The organism is Actinokineospora sp. HUAS TT18 (assembly GCF_051364635.1).
Classification (GTDB): Bacteria; Actinomycetota; Actinomycetes; order Mycobacteriales; family Pseudonocardiaceae; genus Actinokineospora.
In genome coordinates this window covers 6,856,410-6,875,563 of record NZ_CP195645.1, presented here as the reverse complement: position 1 = coordinate 6,875,563, position 19,154 = coordinate 6,856,410, and the positions used below count along the sequence as shown (strand labels likewise).

At 67.3% G+C, this 19,154-nt stretch carries 5 protein-coding genes; all 5 read right to left on the bottom strand.

The genetic code is table 11. The features are described from left to right. Nucleotides 1–65: 65 nt before the first annotated feature. Nucleotides 66–494, bottom strand: a complete 429-nt coding sequence (locus ACSHT8_RS31955; protein ID WP_436495339.1) for a hypothetical protein — start codon at nt 492–494, stop codon at nt 66–68. Next, nucleotides 491–7,252 carry an RHS repeat-associated core domain-containing protein gene (locus ACSHT8_RS31950; RefSeq protein ID WP_436495337.1) on the bottom strand — a complete coding sequence of 2,254 codons (6,762 nt, stop codon included), beginning with the start codon at nt 7,250–7,252 and terminating at the stop codon, nt 491–493. Before ACSHT8_RS31950 ends, ACSHT8_RS31955 begins: the two co-directional genes overlap by 4 nt. A 146-nt stretch (nt 7,253–7,398) precedes the next feature. Further along, nucleotides 7,399–12,351: a LamG-like jellyroll fold domain-containing protein gene (locus tag ACSHT8_RS31945; RefSeq protein ID WP_436495335.1), complete on the bottom strand. Its 4,953-nt coding sequence runs from the start codon at nt 12,349–12,351 to the stop codon at nt 7,399–7,401. Nucleotides 12,352–12,577: 226 nt separating this feature from the next. Next, nucleotides 12,578–13,948 carry a hypothetical protein gene (locus ACSHT8_RS31940; RefSeq protein WP_436495333.1) on the bottom strand — a complete coding sequence of 457 codons (1,371 nt, stop codon included), beginning with the start codon at nt 13,946–13,948 and terminating at the stop codon, nt 12,578–12,580. A gap of 151 nt (nt 13,949–14,099) precedes the next feature. Continuing rightward, nucleotides 14,100–19,025 (bottom strand): LamG-like jellyroll fold domain-containing protein, encoded by a 4,926-nt coding sequence (locus tag ACSHT8_RS31935; protein WP_436495331.1) that lies wholly within the window; start codon nt 19,023–19,025, stop codon nt 14,100–14,102. Between the last annotated feature and the right edge of the window lie 129 nt (nt 19,026–19,154).

Sequence of the window (19,154 nt, the reverse complement as noted above, 5' to 3'; positions counted from 1 at the left end):
CTTTCGGGCCGAATTGTCCCAGGCGCGTCGGGAGACACCGTCTCCCGACGCGCCTGCATGAGGATTCAACTCGTCGTGGCTTCACCCGCTGCGGGGACCATCCACCAGAAGGCATCGACGCGACTCAGGTTTTGAGATCTGACCAGCAATATAGGCGACTCAGCCGACGCGATCACCCGCTTCACACTTACTTTGGCCGCCGCAGAACGCTCGCCCGAGCCGAACGGCCAAACTAGCGGAGTTTGCCCTTCATCGAATTCAGCCAAGACCGCTTTCAGTTGATCAGCGTCGACTCGCGATAGAGCAAACACACGGTCGTCAAGATCATCCGAGGAGACGCGTTCGGCAAAGAGCTTGAAATGCCAGCATGACCCATCCTCGACGAACTGGAGAATTCCCTCCACCGGCCCGTCGAACCAGTCCAAAATGACAGCGACCACAGGGGTAAGGTTCCCGGAATCGTTTTTCGACATCTCGCCATCCAAGGCGATCACCGCTTCCTGCCGAACAGCCTATTAAATGCCCCTGCAACACCCGAGTCTACCGGCTTCGGCAAAACAAGAGTGTGATGGTTCACATCTCGACTGGTCGGAGTATATCGCAACTCGAAGCCTGCGGCTTCAATATCAGCCCTGGTAGCCGTCACCGCGTCCGCAGGATTCCTTGAGAACCTTTCATTCGACTCTGGCGTCGTCACAGAGACACCGTGCCCGAACCTGCCAGTATCTTCAGCCGCCCCAGCTTGCCGCTGGACACGCCCAGCACTCTCCCATCCCGCCCCCTGACGGACAAACGGCTGATCCGCATCACATGTGCACGCATCACCGAATGACGCACCGCCAGATCCGCAATTGTGCGCAAGAATCGAAGCGCTACCCACGGCAACGTAATATGCGTGAATCCCGTCAATTGTCAGGTCGTAGACTTGACCTGCTCCTGAAAAGTGGCGGACCGAACTGACCTGAACTCGAGACCCAGTCGATGTCCTAAGCCACGAGCCGACGGACACCTCGGCAATTGGCACCCAAGCCTCAAGATCGACCACCCAGACCGGGTGCCAGTCGGTGGCAGCGATTGCCGCCACCCTGCCACCCGCCGCTCCGTCCGTGTCGACCATCAACTCCGTGCGCTCAAACTCATTGTCATGGACCCAGGTCGCAGTGACCTTACGAGCTTCGGACTGGCCGGTCTCGGGATCAGTCGCCAGCACTACATCGCCGAGTTCAACCTTCTCTATTGGCTTACTCGCGCCATCGGCCAGTAGCACCAAGGTGCCTGGCGGGAAGCTGTGCGGACTCGGACACGAACCCCCCGCCATCGCCGCGAGTTCGTCGCGGACGTCCTCGAGTTTTTCCTCGCCCTTGCGCATCAAGTCCATCGTGCGTTCGCGCCATTTGTGGAGTTTTGCCTGGGCCGCGGCGACGCGGTCCTCCCACTTCAGGGCCTTGCGGACGGCGTCGAAGATCTTGCCCGCGGATTTGATGAGTTTGAGGATTCGGCCCCACGGGATGATTCCCGCGCAAGCCCACAGGTCAAGCTTGGTGAAGCAGTCGCGGAGGTCGTTGAATCCGGTCAAGTCGCCGACAATGTCGGGGAGCTCTTCCTTCATCACATCCCAGAAGCCCTTGCCGGACTCCGCGTCGCGCTGTTCTTCCTCGGTGAGGCCGGTTTCGCGGCGGGCCTGGTCCTCGGCGTCCTGCATGCCGAGGCGTTCCTTGTCCCGCTTGTAGATCCGTTCCTTGGCGTTTTTGGCGACCTTGTCGTGGTAGGCCTGGGTGGCGGGGTCCGGCGAGGTCAACGCGCCGCCGGTGCCGCAGTGGAGGTGGCGTTCCTCACACTCCGGGTGGCGCAGGCCGGTCGGGTCGCTGAAGGTGGCCGGGTTGTTGTTGGAGTAGGAGTACGCGTTGATCTGTTGGGGGTCTCCGGTGTCCATCACTGGGTCGACGGAGGCGAAACGGCCCGTTTTGGGGTCGTACTCGCGGGCGCCGACCGAGGTCAGGCCCGTCGAGTCCAGGGTGCCGCCGACGAAGCCCTTGTCGTCGGCCCAGAACCGGGGTGCCGTGCCGCGTGGGTTGCCGAACGGATCGGTGTAGCGGCGGGTGACGTACAGGTTGCCCGCGTCGATCGACGCCGAGTCGGTGTCGTGGTGGTCGCCCAGCATGTACTGCAGGCCCGCGACCGAGCTGCGCATCGCGACCACTTCACCGCCGTGGGCGTAGTAGCGCTTGCCGTTCGGGTTGGCCGCGCCCGTGGGCAGGATCAGCTCCTGGCCAGGCAGGTACAGCGTGGTGGCGTTCGGCTCCTTCTTGATCAGGCGGGCGCCGTTGGCGTCGTAGATGTACTCCGACTTCTTGCCGTCGGCCTCGGTGACCTTCGACGTGCGGCCCTCGGCGTTCCAATCCAGGGTCTGGGTGTTGCCGCCGATCTTGCGGGTCCTGGTGTTACCCGCCCCGTCGTAGGTGAACTCGTCCTTCGAGGTGCCGGTGGGGCCGACCCGGGTGACCGAGGTGAGGCTGTGCGGCCGGACCGCGTTGGGCCCCGAGGCGGGGTTGTCGTAGGTCTCGGTGGTGTCACCCGCGGCGGTGTGCTTGACCTGGGTCTTGCGGTTGCCGATCTTGTCGAAGGTGAAGTCCGCCCAGTACGGCGCCGCCCCGCCCAGGTTGGCGACGGACTTCTGGGTCGCGCAGTCGCCGGTCTTGGGGGTCCACGCCGAGGTCATGCGGCGCAGGTGGTCGTAGCCGAAGCACTGGGTGTCGGCCGGGCCGTCGGTCGGCGCGTCGGCGATCTTGAGGACGTTGCCGTTGTCGTCGTAGGTGAACGTCCGGTTGGTGACCTGCGGCTGGGTCGCCGAGTCGCGTTTGACCTGAATGTTGTCGATCCGGCGGGTGCCCTCGGTGTAGGCGCTGCTCACCCACACCTTGTTCGGGCTCACCCCGAGCGTGGTGCGCAGCGTCTCGCCGTACGGCGAGTACATGTGCTCGGAGGCGTAGGTGTTCAGGCCGTAGGTCGACTCGGGCAGTCCGAGATCGTTGTAGGTGTGGATGATGTTCTCGGCGACCAGGCTGCCCGCCGCGGGCTTCGTCTCCGCCAGCAGCTGGCCGGTCACCGACGAGTAGCTCGCACCGAAGGTGTAAGTGCCCGCGAGCTTGCCCTCGGCCGCCGGGATCACCACGGACGAACTGGTCACCCGGCCGAGCGCGTCGTAGTTGTCGACGCGCTGGGTGTAGGTGTTCCCGTTGGCGTAGCGGTTCGCCGAGGTGAGCGCGCCCTTCCGCAGGGTGTCGTAGGTCCAGTCGGCGAGCTTGGTGCCCGAGGTGGATCCCTCGTAGGTCGCCGTCTTGCGGCCCAGCGCGTCGTAGGTGAACGCCAGCGTCTTGGGCTGGGCGTCCGTGGTGGACGTCAGCCGGTCCTCGGCGTCATAGGTGTAGGTCGTGCGGCCGTGGTCGGGGTCGACGTCGGCGGACTTGCGGCCGAGCAGGTCGTACTCGTACTTCCACTCGTTGCCCAGCGCGTCCGTGACCTTGGCGAGCGCGCCCTTGTGGTTGTAGCTGAGGTCGGTCGCGTCGAAGGTCGCGGCCGCGCCGTAGGTGCCGTCGGCACTGCGGGCGTGGTACTGCCTGCGCTGGACGACCGCGCCCCGCGCGTCCTTGATCACCGCGGTGGCGATGCCGCCCGCGGGCGGCGTGGTGTAGGTGTTGTCGCCGCCGTAGCGCGTCTTGGTGCGCCACAGCTCGATGTCGAGCCGCTTGAGGATCGTCTCCAGCGGACGGCCGAGGTCGTCGTACTCGGTGACGGTCTGGTTGGGCACCTGGTTGTCGTAGACGCCGTGCAGGACGGCCGCCGGGGCGTCGGGGTTGTAGTACCCGCCGTTGACCTTGAACGCGTTGCCGCGCGAGTCGTAGAAGTTGTCCGTCAGCAGGCGACCGCCGCCGAGGGCGGGCGTCTGCGACTGCCGCAGCCTCAGCATGCCGTCGTAGAGGTCGTACGAGACGGCGTACGTCTCGTTCTCCTTGAGCGCCTTGCTGGTCACGATCGTCGGCGCGTCCGTGCGGTACTGGTAGGAGTACTCGGCGTCGGGTGACTTCCCCGCGGCCTTGGACCGGCCGGGCTTCCAGACTTTGAGCAGCCTGCCTAGCGGGTCGTACTCAAGATCGGCACGCTCGTTGTTGATCCCCACCTCGGCCAGGGTCTGGCCACGCGCGGTGTCTAGTGTGGTGGTGGCCACCCAGCCCGCCCGGTTGGTGGTCGCGACCGTGGTCGGGTTGCCGGTCGCGGGCGTGTAGACGGTGGTCGTCTTCACACCGTCGCTGTCGGTCGTCTCGGTGGTGCGCCCGTAGGCGTCGACCTTGCCGGTGGACATGGTCTGGTAGTTCGTGCCGCCGGTCCAGCGCTGGCTCGCGGTCACCACGCCCTTGGTCGGGGCGACGCCGTGCGCCTGGCCGTCGTAGGACGACCGCACGTCGGAGACGACGTCGGCGTCGGTGCCGGGCCACGCCGAGCACGGCTTGGCGATCAGCCGCACCGACGACGCGCTGACCAGGATCCACGCCGCGTCGTTGCGCAGGTAGGTCGTCTTGGAACAGGACTCGTCGCCGCTGACGTCGATGTCGCCCTCGTCGTCGACCTGCTCGGGCAGGCCGATCGAGGTGTAGGTGGTGTTCGACCTGGTCTTGCGCCAGTTCCCGTTCTCCTGCTTCGACCGCGCCGTGACGGACTTGACCCGCGTCATGTACGCGGTGTCCTTGCCGTCGTCGGCGGTCTGGATGAGCAGCGGCTCGGTCACCGACGCCGAGACCACCTGACCGCCGCTGTAGAGCAGCGACTCGCGGGTGAAGCCCTGCAGCCGCTTCTCGTCCTCGATGTTGCCGCCGCCTTCATCGGCAACCCAGACGTCGCGGGTGCCGCCGCCGGGCAGCGTGTCGCCGTCCATGCCGCGCAGGAACAGCGTCTCGGTCGTGGTTCGCGGGCCACTCGGGTCGCCCTTGACCGTGCGGACCTTCCCGTAGCCCCGCCACTCCGACCACGTGCGCTTGTCGGCTTCCTCCTCGTCGTTCTGGTCGTAATGCCAAGCCGCGCCGCCGAGGTACTGGAACTCGGTCTTGATCTGCGACGGGCCGCCCGTGCGCGCGTCCTCGGTGATGTGGGTGACGACGTACTTGTGGAACCAGTCGAGGATTGGGTTCGCCTCGCCAGGCGGCGTCCAATACGTCGGATAGCAGCGGTAGGTGTTGGATTCCGGGTTGGCGGGCATCCGGGTCGCGCGGTCGCAGTCCTGCGGCGCGTAGGAGACCTCGGTCAGCGCGCCTGCTTCGCCGAGGACCCTGGTGACCCGGTAGCGGGTGATCGGCAGCAGGCCGTCGATCGCGTCCACCCGGTTGTCCATGGCCAGGCCGTAGAACTGGATCTCCGGCGTCGCGGCTGTGCCGCCGACGTGACCGGTGCGGGTCACACCGGACAGCCACAGCGACCGCGGCAGACCGTCACCGGTCGGCGGGAACTCCTGCCGCAGCGTCCACGAGTCGACGTCGCGGTGGGTGCCGTTGTTCAGGCTGCGGGTGACGACCTTGGTCAAACGCTTGCGGGTGAAGAAGGCGGGCGAGAAACGTCCCGTGCAGTCCTCCCCCGACGCGCAGACGCGGTCGAAGGGCACGTCCGGCCAGTGGTCGGCGGCGGTCTGCGCGTTCAGCTGCGCCGGGTCACACGTGATCGAACCGCTGGGCAGGCAGCGCTCGGCGGTCTCGAAGGCGACCAGCGCGGGCGCCTGGGCGTAGAGGTTGTCCGAACGCAGGCCGTATTCGATCCGGTTGAGCCTGCCCGCGGCGGTGTAGGCGGTGTTGACGCCCTGCGGCCCACCGCGCTTGTAGTGGTTTGTCTCCTGGTCGTAGTAGAACGCCATGGCGTTGCCGTGCGTGTCTACGACCAAGTCCACGTTCCAGCGGTAGGGCTGGGTGCACGAGGAGTTCACGAACGCGGCCTGGTTGCACGGCTCACCGCCGTGGTTGCCGTAGATCGGCTCGGTGAAGGTCGAGTTGGTGACCGGCTTGCCCGCCGACCAGCCCGGCAGCTTGTTGAGTCCCAGGAAGTACTGCGTGCCGTCCGGCGTGGTGATCTTCCACTGCTCAGAGCCGTCATAACCGTTGGCGAAGGAGCCCAGCTTCTCGATCCGCGACCCGTCGTCCTTCTCCGGACGCAGCGTGCCGGTGGCGGTGTCCTTGATCAGCTTGCCGGACATCCCGCCGAGGGAGACGGTGTAGTGCTCTTCCTTCCAGCACAGGTCCCCGGTCTGCGTGGAACCCTGGTTGCCGCCGTCGTCGTCGGCGCACGCGGTGTACTGGCGCTCGATGAACCCGCCCGCGGACAGGTCCCAGCCGTCACCGACCCACGACGCCTGGCTGTTGGTGGCCGAGGTGCGCCCGTCGACTCCGCCGGAGGAGTACGCCAGCCCCAGTGACGGCGCGGGGCCGCCGGGGGCGACCGGCATGGTCAACGGAACCGAGTAGGTGAAGTCACCGCCGGACCCGCCCGCCGACCACGAACCCGCCACACCGAGGTCGGTCGCGCTGTAGTCGCCGCCCGATCCGGAGCCGGTCGCGACCGCGGCGACGACGGCGGAGCCGGTGGCCGCGCTGGTCTCGGCGCCCGCCGCCTGCGCGCCGCGAGCGAGAGCGGTGGTGCCGAGTTGGACGGTCGCGCTCAGCTCCTTCGCCTGCGGGTCGTTGTCCGACTTCAGCGGCGTGGCGACCTGGCACGCGGACTTCTCCGGCGTGGTCAGCACACAGGCCGGGTAGCTGACGAACTTCAGCCGGGAGCCGAAGTCACCGCCGTAGGCGTGGGCGAAGCCGCTGTAGTCGAGCTTGACGGGAACCGCGGCACCGTCGGCACCGCCCGCGTCCCGCACGCGCAGCACGACACCGGCGATGCCTGCCTTCTTCGCGGCCGCCTGGTCGAAGGTCTCAACCTCGACCTTGGCGCCGTGCTCCGAAGTGGCGACGTCGAGTGGTGCGGCACCGGCGCGCTTGAATCCAGGGGCGGTGGACTTGGTGTCCACAATGGCCTTCTGCGCGCCTGGCCAGGCCACTGGCTTGGGCTGCGCCTTGGGCATCGCCATCGACGGCAGCGGGACGGGCTTGACGGGCGCGCCGGGAACGGACCGTTCCTTTTGGACAGACGGCCCGGAGTCAGCGGCGACGGCCTGCTGCGGGACGACACTGAGCAGCGTGGTGGCGACGGCTACGGCGGTGGCGACCGCCATAGCCCTGGTCCTGAGTGATCGCGAACGCATGGATTCCCCTCGACATCACGAACGCTGGGATCACGGGCGCGCGACAGCGCGACCCGAATGAGCGGTGAGCTGTGCCAGGGGCCGCCGACGGGCGGTCCCTGGCACAGCTGGATTTGTCAGGCCGGTGGCTGGCCCAGACAGGCCGCGACGTTGTCGCAGGAGGACGGGAGCAGCCCGGTGAAGACCCGGACGTCCCGGATGGCTCCCTTCCACGACCCGATCGGCAGGCCCTGCCAGGTGGCGCGGCCGACGACCAGGTCCCGCTGCGGCTCGGCGAGCGTCAGGTTGCGGCCCGCCCAGTTCGCGGCTGGCGGTGGCGCGCCTGCCGAGAGGTCGACCTTCTTGGTGCCCCCGCCGTCGGGGACTGTGCTCTGCCACAACCCGTTGACGTAGAGCGAGGCCGTCTTGCGGGTGGAGTCGTAGGTGACCGCGAGGTACACCCACCCGTCGGGATACAGGGTGTAGGTGTCGGCTTCGTTGTCGCTGAGGATCCACCGGGTGTCGACCGGGTCCACGCCCGTGCTGGTCTCAGTCAGCACGGCCCAGCGCCGGAAGTCGGCCCGGTAGCCGACCATGAACGTGGAGAACCGGCCGACCGAGCCGAGCGACAACGCGTACTGGTCGCGGGTGTAGTCGACCGCACGAACCCAGGCGCCGACCGTGAACGACTTGTCCGCCCGGAACGCCTCACCACGCGGCGCGGTGATGTCGCTGGTCAGGTTCCACAGGCCGTGCGCGTCCGCCGCCGTCAGCGCCCGGTCGTAGGCGCGGACCTCATCGACCGTGCCCGGGAAGTAGCCCGCCACCGCGCCCGCCCACTTGCCCCGGCCGACGGTGAACGATCCAGTCGACGCCCACGACGAGGTGAACGCGGACTCGGCTTCCAGGTAGCCGTTGACGTACAGCCTGGCCTTGCCCGCCTGCTTGTCGTACACGCCGAGCAAGTGGGTCCAGGCGCCTGCTTTCGGCGGGAGCACCGACGATGTGCGCACCAGCGACGGCGTGTCGGTGTCGGCACCAAGCATGGTGAACGACCACCGGCCCGCGATGTGCTCCAAGAGGAACGGGCTGGTCCGTGCCCCGTCCTGGCCCGCGATCGTGTAGGAGATGTCTGTGCGGTCCGGCTTGACCCATGCCGCGATGGAGTAGCTGGCGTCGGTGTTCACCACCGGCGCCTGCCGAACCAGCCGCTGGTCGGTGCCGTTGAGCTTGACGCCCTTGCCCGCCATCGCCGCCACGTAGTTGGCAGGAGCCGTGCCCGAGTTGTTCCAGTGCTGCAGGTCCCTGCCGTTGCCGGAGTAGTCGACGGTGGTGTCGTTCATCGACCAGGCTGCCAGCGGACCGGCCCCCGACACCAGACCGGAGTGGCGGACCGCGACCCCGTCGAAGACCGCCGCGCGCTTGCCACCCGCCTCACCCCAGGTGACACCCGGTCCGAACAGTGTGGCGGGCGCACGACCCTGGACGGAGTTGGCCGCCGAGGTCCCGGTCGTCTCGCCGAGTGCCCACCGTGCCTGCTCCCCGGAGTTGTTGAAGACGTAGGTCTTCACATCGTCCTCGGTGACGGCGCCCTTGTAGACGACGAGCTCGTCGATGACGCCTTTGAGGCGCATCGGAAGCGTCCCACCGAGTTGCCTGCCGTCACCCAACTCGAACTGTCGGGTGGTGGCGATGCTCGTGGTCACCGGCGCCTGGGCTTCCTTTACACCGTTGACGTAGAGGGTGACCGTCTTCAGCGAACTGTCGAACACGCCGAGCACGTGGTTCCACTCGCCAGCCTTCGGCGCCGACGTCCCGACCGCCCACTGATAGTTGTCAGCGGTGGCGTCGACCGACGGCACGCCAAAGATCCACCGGTTGACGTCCTTGGCGTAGCGCAGGATGAACGAGCTGGTGTTGGTGCCCCCCTGGCTCGCGACCGCGTAATGACCGTTGGTGTCATTGAGCTTGACCCACCCGCCGACGGTGAAGCTGTCCGTGGTGGACACCACGGCGGGCGCGCTGATCATGACCGAGCCGGTCTTCGAGACGTCGCCGCCCGAGCCCGTGTGCCCAGCGGACACCAGCGGCGGACCAAGCGCCGTCTCCAGCGCGCCCATGTACGAGCTGTCCCGCATCGCGGCCTTGATGTCCTGGACGAGACTGGGCCCTTCGAACTTGTACTCCGCGACCCGGTGCGGCATGCCGGACCCCGTGTACAGCTGGTTGACGTCGTACTCGCTCAGCGCCTCGTCGAACAGTCGGACAGTGTCGATGGAGCCGCCGAAGGTGTCCGTCCGGAGGGCCTGGGTCTTGCCCGCGCCCACCACCAGCGATCCGAAGGTCTGCCACGCGTCACCGGCCAGGTTGATCTCCCGGCTGACCCCGTCGACGTGCAGTCGAGCCTTGTTGGCAGCGGGGTCGTAGACCGCGGCGAGGAAGGTCCATTCGGGGTCGTCGGCAGGGTCGTCGTTGGGGTCGTCGAAGATGTCGGGGTCGAACCGCACCGCGCTGTCGACCCAAACCCGGTCCGCGTTCGCCGCGTCCGTGTCAGCGTGCGGGACCTCGAATCCCCACTCGTTCTGGGTTTTGTCGTAGTAGAGCTTGAAACCCGACCTGCGGTATCCGTCCTGCGACAGGACGACCGCGTCAGTCTCGGGCGGGCCGCCGGAAGGGGCCGCGTCGAGCTTGACCCACGCCGTCATCGACAGCGCGCGGTCGGTTTGCAGCAGCGGCATCCGCGAGACCGCATGGTCCCCGGCGCCGAGAGTCATCGCCTGGCCATGACCCGCTTTGCCTCCGCCAAGGCCGTACATCGGCATGCCGGTGTACAGCAGCGTCCGGGCGTCCGAGGTGTCCTTCCCGTCGCCTTCGAAGGACCACTTGGCGGCCTGACCGGACACGGCGACCTTGTAGTCGGAAACCTCGACTTCGTAGGTGTAGGTCTGCGACTGGTTGCCCGCGCGGTCGACGGACCGGACGTGGATCTTGTGGGGTCCGCTGGTCGTCGGCGCCCATGCCACGGCGACCGTGCCGTTGAGCCCGGCGGCCGGGTAGGCAGGGTGCACGGGCGCGTCGCCTTGACCCGGCAGCGAGTACAGGTAGTACGCGATGTCGTTCTTGAGCGGTGCGCCCAGTTCGACCTGTGTGGGCGGGCGGAAGGTGAAGGTCGAGCTGACTCCGACCCCGCCCGCCTTGGTGGCGAAGGGATACAGCGGCGAGTCGACGCGCGGCATGTCCGGCGGCGTCTTGTCGACAGTCATCTCGCACACGCCCGACCAGTTGGTGAGCTGGCCGTCACCCGACCACAGGTTCCACGAGTAGTCACCTTCACCGGTGATCTTCCCAGCAGGCACCTGCACCTCGGCGTACTGACCGGACGGGATCCAGCCGGTGTAGATCTCGGTTCCATCCCACGGGACATGGTTGGGCACGATGCCCTTGTAGATCCGGAAAGCCGCGTCGAGCGAACCGCCGTCCGGGTCGGACAGTGTCGCGCGCAGGCGGGGCGTGAGCGAGGAGACGTAGGCGCGGTTGGCCCCGGTACCGCATTGGATGGCCTGGTCGGGGTTCATGCCCCAGCCGCTCATGCCCAGGTTGCTGGGCGGGTTCGGGAAGGAGTTGTACTTGACCACCAGGTACGGGTTGAGGTCGAACCGGCGCCAAGAGGTGTTGTTGCCCTCCTGTTCACCGCGGACCATGAAGGTGGTCTCGCCCCATCCGCCCGCGGCCGCCGACTCCAGGGCCGACGTCGCCCACAGGTCCATACCGCCGGGGTTCCCAGGGCAGTGGTTGACGTTCTTCGTCGTGTTGCCGGAGCTGAGCATGGCGCCGACCGGGTTGGGCTTGCTGTTCCAGTCGGTGTTCTCGTTGAACCACTCCGCCAGGTAGAGCTGGGTGGGTGTGGCGCCGGAGCAGTAGTAAGAGTGGATCGTGTCGAGGTGCAGATACGCGCTGTTGATCTTCTTCCCGGCCAGCGACAAGGTCTTCATCCGCAGGTAGGTCCGCGAGGTGAAACACGTGCCCTCACAGACGTAGCCCGCCTTGAGGTCGTTGAGGTCGTCGTCGGTCCGGTCGAAGTTCTTGGCCGTGGGCCAGGCCGACTGGACCACGATGTGGTGGGCCTTGCCGCAACTGGTGCAGTTGTAGTCCGGGTCGAGGTAGACCGGGTACTTGGTGGTGGGTGCGGCGAGGAATGCCTGGTCGGGTTCGATGGTCACCGTCGAGTCGGTCACCTCGACGCCCATGGTCGACCGCCGCGCGCCGAGCCCGGTGCCGCGCAGTTCGGGCATCGACTCGGCCGAGGAGTCCCACATGGCCGAGGCGTCGCCGGACAGCGCGGTCTCGCCGCCCGCCACGCGGAGTCCGTCGCCGGGGGTCTGCTTGTCGGCGGGTGCGTCGGTGCGCTTGGCCGAGCCCTTGCCCTTGTCGAGTTCGAGCTTGCCGCCCTTGGCGTGGACGCCGAAGGTGATCTTCTTCAGCTTCGGGTTCCTGGCCGCCTCCGGCGTCTTCACGACGAGCACCTCGGAGTAGCCGAGCACGTCGGCGGTCACCTTGATGTCGACACCGGGCAGGACTTCGCGGTAGGTCGCCGTCGATCCGTCGAGCACCGGTTCCGGCAGGTCCTCGATCCACCCGAGACCGGCTTCGACGCCGTTGGCCGCGACCCGCGCCAACGAGCCGCGCGATCCCTTGCCGCCGCCCGAAAGCGCCAGGTCGACCACCGCGGCCTTGGGGCCGATCGACCCGTCGGCGCGGCGGACCAGCGTGGTGTCGGCGGTGACCCATTTGCCCGCCTGCTTCACACGTACCGGCCGCACGTGCTGGGTCCAGGTGAACGATCCGTCCTGGTTGGCCCTGACCTCGGTGATCTCGTCGGTCTTGTCGAGCACGCGGACGGACTTCTTGCCCGTGCGCGCGGCCGCCGAGGCCGCGGCCTCGGTCTGCGCCTCGTCGGCGACCACCGGTGTGGGCGCCGCCTGGGCGGTTGTCGGAACGACCATCGTGGCGAACGCCAGACCGAACGACAGCGCGACCGCGACCGCGGACCGCGCGCCGGTTTTCCGGCGCGCCAAGAACAGAGCAGACATCAGGCGACCCCCAGGACACCTATTGACCGGCCAAACCAGCCGGTGAGCAGACACAAGCGAGGTGGAACGGTTCCCTACACGAACGGTTATGACAATGGCCCGAACAGGGCAGTGACTGTTCGTGACCAGTAATCCCGGTGCGCTCCTCGGCGAACCGCATGATCGCTACCCGAGGTGACAACACCTCGCGTTACAGTGGGTAACCTCACGCGGCCCAAGACGGGGGTCACGCGTAGTAGGTGACGGACAGGTATGGGTTCAGCGCGAACTTGCGCCACGACCAGTTGTTCGACTCCGTTAGGCCGCGCAACATGAAGGTGGTTTCCGTCCATCCGTTGATCGCGGCGTACTCGATCACCGACCGGGCGTAGAGATCCATGCCGCCCGAATTCGTGGCGCATCCGTTCGGGTTCTTCACGGCGTTGCCGCTGCTGATCGGCGCACTCAGCGGACCTGGCTGGGTGTACCAATTGGTGGCCTGGTCCACCCAGCCCGACAGATGGAGCTGGGTGGGCATCATGCTGGAGCAGGAATAGGAATACACCACATCCACGTGGAGGAAGGCATCGTAGATGGCCTTGCCCACGAGCGAACTGGTGTCCATCCGCAGGTAGGTCCGGTTGATCGCGCAGGTCGACGCGCAGAACGCGCCTGCCTTGAGTTCGTTGTACGGCGGGCTGGTCCGATCGAAGTTCTGCGAGCCGGGGTAGTCGGACTGCACGACGACGTGGTGGGTCTTGGCGCAGCTTCCGCAGAAGTAGATCGGGTCGATGAACACCGGATACTTGGTGGTTCCGGCGGCCAGGAACCACTTGTTCGGTCGAATCGTGATCGACGAGTCGGTCACCTCGTACCCCATCGTCGCGGTTCGGGGTGAGCCACTGTCGGCCCGCTCGGTCGAGTCCCACATCGCCGTCGCCTCGCCCTTGAGGACCGCCTCGCCCGACTGGTTGCGGACTTCCATTCCCTCGCGCTTTCCGCCCCTGGTCCGCGAACCGAAGGTGACCTTTCGCAGCTTGGGGTTCTCCGCGGCCTCCCGGGTCTTGACCACAAGGACCTGCGAGTACCCGAGCACGTCGGCGGTCACCTTGAGGTCGACGCCGGGCAGGACCTCCGGGTAGGTCGCGCTCGCGCCGTCGAGGACCGGGGTGGGGAGGTCGGTCTCCCAGTCCACCGCGGCCTCGACGCCGTCGGCGGCGACCTTCACCAGCGATCCCCTGCCACCGCCGGAAAGTGACAGGTCGACGACTGTCGCCCGGGGACCCACCGAGCCGTCTTCGCGCCGGACCAGGGTCGGGTCGGCGGGTACCCACTTGCCGGACTGCTTGACCCGCACCGGACGCAGGTGCTGGGTCCAACTGAACGTGCCGTCCGGGTTGGCCCTGACCTCGGTGGTCTCCGTGGTCTTCTCGAGCACCCGAACCGACTTGCCACCGGCCTTGGCCGCCGCCGACGCCGCGGCCTCGGTCTGGGCCTCATCGGCCGCGGGGGCGGCGAACGCCACGGAACCCGGCGCCAGCGGCGACAACACCGTCGCGGCGACGAGCAACGCGACGACCGACCGTCTGCCTGCTTTGTGAGAACGCGAATAGGACATCAGGGTGACCCCCAGGACACCTCGCGTGCCCCGGCGGACGAGGCACGATGATCGACTGGAAACGTGACTGGGCACCCGCGACGAGCCCGCAGGGGCGGGCTCGCCGCGGCGCCGGTGCCGGACCCCGCGTGGGGCGGAGTCCGACACACGATCAGACTTGCAGTTGGCTGACGCAGTACGGCGAGTCGTCGCAGGCCGACGGCACCACGCCGGTGAACACCCGCACGTCGCGGATGGCTCCCTTCCACGGGTCACTCACCAGGCCCTCCCACGTGGTCCGCCCGATGAGCAGGTCCCTCGCGGGTTCGGTGAGCGTCAGGTTCGCTCCCGCGTAGTTGGCCTCCGGGGTGGCGGAGACCTTCTTGAACGTCGTGGCGTCGACCGGGACCGTGGTCTGCTCGATGCCGTTGACATAGAGAGACGCCTTCTTGCGTGTGGCGTCATAGGTGACCGTGAGGTGCACCCAGCCGTCCTTGCCCTCGCCATAGGTCTGCGCCTCGTTGTCGCTGAGGATCCACTTGGTGGTCCCCGGCGTGAGGCCGCCGCCGGTCTCGGTCATCAGCGCCCAGCGCTTCCACTCGGGGCGGTAGCCGACCAGCACTGACGAGAACCGGCCGGTGGCGCCCATGGAGATCGCCTGCCGGGGCGCCGCGTCGTAGGCCGCCGGGCGCACCCAGGCCGACGTGGTGAACGACTTGTCGATGCGCAGCGAGTCGGGGCGCTTCATGGAGATGTCGCTCGTCAGGTTCCACAGGCCATGCGCGTCCGTCGCGGTGAGCGCCCGGTCGTAGACCCGGGTCTCGTCGATGGCGCCGGGGAAGAAACCGGCCGGGTTTCCGGCCCACTTCCCGCGGCCGACGGTGAACAGGCCGGTCGAACTCCACGTCGAGGAGACCCACCTTTCGTCCTCGAGGTAGCCGTTGACGTAGAGCCGGGCCTTGCCCGCCTGCGCGTCGTAGACCCCGAGCAGGTGTGTCCACATACCCACCTTCGGCGCCAGCACCGAACTGGCCCGGATGGTGCTCGGCGCGTCGGTGTCGGCGCCGACCATAGTGAAGGCCCACCGGCCACCGGCGTGTTCCAGCAGGAACGGGCTGGTCCGAGCTCCGTCCTGGCCCACGACTGTGAACCCGGTGTCGGCGCGGTCAGGGTTCACCCAGGCCGACACGGAGTAGCTCGACGTGGTGGTCAGCACCTGCGCGCGTTCGAGGCGCTGGCTCACGCCATTGAGCTTGACGCCCTGGCCTGCCCTGGCGTTGACGTACGTCGGCGGTGTCGCGCCCGCGTTGTCGACGTGGGCCAGGTCCCGACCGGTACCGGAGTACTCGGCGGTGGTGCCGTTGAACGCCCACGCGCCCAGCGGCGGCGACCCGGCGACCCGGCCGGAGTTGCCCACGAACACGCCGTCGAAGTTCGCCGAGGGGAACCCGTTGGTCTGCGCCCACGTCACGCCGTCGCCGTGGACGGTGCCGGCGTTGCCGCCCACGACCGAGTTGGCCGCCACGGTCCCCGAGGTCTCGTCGAGACGGAACCGGGCCCGTTCGACCGGGGTGTTGGCGATGTAGTCCTTCACGTCGCCATCGGTGACCAGGCCGTTGTAGGCGACGATCTCGTCGACCATGCCGGTCAGATTCATGTAGTTGTAACCGAGATGGGTCGCGCTGCCGATCATGAACGGGCCGGTGGCCGCGATGTTGGTGGTGACCGGGGCCTCGGCCTCCTTGATCCCGTTGACGTAGATCGTGACCTTCTTCAGCCCGCTGTCGAAGGTGCCGACGACGTGGTTCCACTCCTCCAGCTTGGGGCTGGAGGTGCCGACGGCCCACTGGTACTGGTCGTGCTTCGCGTCGACCTTGGGCACACCGAACGTCCACCGGTCAGCTTCTTGGGCGTAGCGCAGGATGAACGCGCTGGTGTTGTTCGCCGCCTGGCTCGCGATCGCGTGGTTCCAGTTCTTGTCCACAAGCTTTACCCAGCCGCCGACGGTGAAGCTGTCGGTCGTCGAGATGATCGGGCCCACGGTCTGGGGCCAAGTCGCGTTGAGCCGGTCAGTTTGGTAGCCCTTGCCCGTGTACCCCGTCTGGTAGTTCGCCGGGCGCCCGGCGAGTTGCAGGTCGACCTTCGCGGTGGAGTTCCGCAAAGTCTCGAAGACCGGGTCCCCCGGAGTCGGGTCGGCGGTGAACAGGTACTCGGTGCTCGGATCGCCGGTCGCGCTGCCCGTGTGCAGCGCGGTGACCTCCGCGGCGCTCAGTGCGCGCTTGTGCACACGCACCGAGTCGACGGCGCCGGTCATGCCCTGCCCACGTATGCCGTTGACCTTTGCCGACCCGATGACGAACGGCCCGGCCGCGTTCCACGGCGTCGCCGGGAGTGTCACCGATCCGTTCAGCACGCCGTCGACATAGAGCAACAGCTTGTTCGCGGGCGAGTCGTAGACACCTGTCAGATGGGTCCACTCGGTGTCGGTCGGCGCGGGGTCGGACGTCTCCTGGATGAGGTCGTCAACCCGGGGCGGGCTGGTCGAGAGTGCTTTGTAGACGGTCGACGGGTTGTCGGTGTCGGTGTTGGGGACCCCGAAGGCCCACCGGTCGACGGTGTCGTCGTAGTAGAGCTTGAAGCCCGACACCCGGGCCCCGTCCTGCGACAGCACGGTGGCGTCGGCGTCATCGCGGTGCAGCTTGGCCCATGCGGAGACGGTGAAGCTGCTGTCGGTGCTCAGCATCGCCCTCTTGGCCTGGTAGTACTCGTCGATGACGCCGTCCATCACGATGGACCGGCCGAGTCCTTCCTTGCCTTCATCACCGTAGCCACCCGGCGGCGGAGGACCGACGTAGACCAGCGACATGGCCTCCGAGCTGTCGACGAGACTGTCCTCAAAGGACCAGCGGGAGACCTTCCCGGAGACGGCGGCCTTGTAGTCGGAGACATCAATCTGGTGGGTGACGATGTCGGAGCGGTTGCCCGCCCGGTCGACCGACCGCACCAGCACCTTCTGCGGACCAGTCACCATCGGCGCCCACGTCACCGTCACCGATCCGTTCAGCGCGGTCGGCGTCACCTTGTTCTGCGGGTCGTCACCCTGTCCGGGCAAGGAGTAGAGGTAGTAGGCGATGTCGTTGTTTCCCGAGTGGTTCGGCGAACCGGGCGGGGGCGCGGAGAAGGTGAACGTCCCGCCGAGGCCGAGGCCGCCCGCGTCCTTGCCCGCCGGATAGATCGGCGACGTCACGTCCGGCTTGTCGGGCTTGGTGGTGTCGATCGTCATCGAGCAGTAGTCCGACGGCGGGCCGAGCAACTGGTCGTCGCCAACCGTCACATGCCATGTGTAAGCACCATCCGCGGCGATCTTGCCTGCAGGAATAGTCACCTCACCGAACGAACCAGACGGGATAAACGCGACGCCGGTTTGACTGCCGCCCGGGGAAACATGGAACAGCGCGTTCATGTTGCCACCATCGGGATCCGACAGCCGCGCCCGCAATCGCGGCGTACGCGTCGCGACGAACGAGCCACACCCGAGGGCGTCGCCCACGTTCATGCCCCAGCCCTCGATCCCGAGGTCAACCGGCTTGTACGGGTATGAGTTGTACTTGACCACCAGGTACGGGTTCAGGTTGAACCGGCGCCACGAGGAGTCGTTGTCCTCCCGCTCGCCCTGCAGCAAGAAAGTCGTCTCACCCCAGCCGCCGTCGGCCGCGGACTGGATCGCCGACGTCGCGGCCAGATCCATACCGCCGGGGTTGCCCGGGCAGTGATTGACGTTCTTCATCGCGTTGCCACTGCTGAGCGCGGCACCGGAGGCGCCGGGCTGGTTGCTCCAGTCGCTGTTCGCGTCGACCCAACCCGCCAGATAAAGCCACGTCGGCGTCGCGCCTGAGCAATAGTACGAATGGATCGTGTCCACATGCAGGTACGCGCTGTTGATCTTCTTGCCCGCGAGCGACCATGTCGACATCCGCAGATAGGTTCGGGATTTGAAGCAGTCGCCGCCTTCGCAGACGTAGCCTGCCTTCAAATCGTTGAAGACGCCGTTGGTGCCGCCCGTGCGGTCGAAGTTCTTCGCGGTCGGCCACAGCGACTGCACGACCAGGTGGTGCGCTTTCCCGCAGCTGTTGCAGTTGTAGTCCGGGTCGAGGTAGACGGGGTACTTCGTGGTCGGCGCGGACAGGAATGCCTGGTCCGGCTCGATGGTGAGCGTGGTGTCGGTGACCTCGAGGCCCATGGCCGCGGTGTTGGCGCCCAGTCCCGCGCCGCGCAGTTCGGGTGTGGACTCGGCCGAGGAGTCCCACATCGCCGACGCGTCGCCCTTGAGGGCAGGCCGACCCGACTCGTCCTCGACTTTCACCCCGTCCCCGGTGGACTGCTGGTCGGCCGGGACGTCGCTGCGCTTGCCGCTGCCGTTTCCCTTGTCCGCCTTGGCCTTGCCGCCCTTGGTGTGCGAGCCGAAGGTAATCTTCTTCAGTTTGGGATTCCTGGCCGCCTCGGGAGTCTTGACGACCAGCACCTCGGAATAGCCAAGCACATCCGCGGTGATCTTGATGTCGACGCCGGGGAACACTTCCGGGTAGGTCGCGGTGGGGCCGTCGAGCACGGGCACGGGCAGATCGTCAGCCCAGCTCAGACCTGCCTCGACGTCCTTGGCTGCGATCTTCACCAGCGGGCCGCGCGCCTTGGATCCCTTGCCACCGCCGGACAGCGTCAAGTCGACCACCGTCGCACGGGGACCGATTGTGCCGTCGGCACGGCGGACCAGCGTGGGATCGGCGTCGGCCCACTTGCCGGACTGCTTCACCCGGACCGGACGCACATGCTGGGTCCAGGTGAACGTGCCGTCCGGGTTGGCGCGGACCTCGGTCGACTCGTCGGTCTCGTTGACGACCCGGACCGACTTGTTCCCCTTCCTGGCCGCGTCCTGTGCCGCGGCAGCAGTCGGCGCCTCGTCGGGAACCGCCGTGGCGGCGGGCGCCGCGGCGGCCGACGCGGGCACGACCAGCGACGACAACAGCAAACTGAACGCCAGCAGCGGACCCGCCAGCGGTCTGCGACGCGTTTCGCGGCGCGCGGAAACGAACTTGGACATCAAGTGACCCCCAGGACACTTCGAGCAAGCGAGGAATTCAAAGCAGAGTCGGGAAGCCCGACCAGGTCACAGCCGACGACGTCGGACCGAGACGACGGCACGCCAAAGAGACGGCGATATAAGGCGACC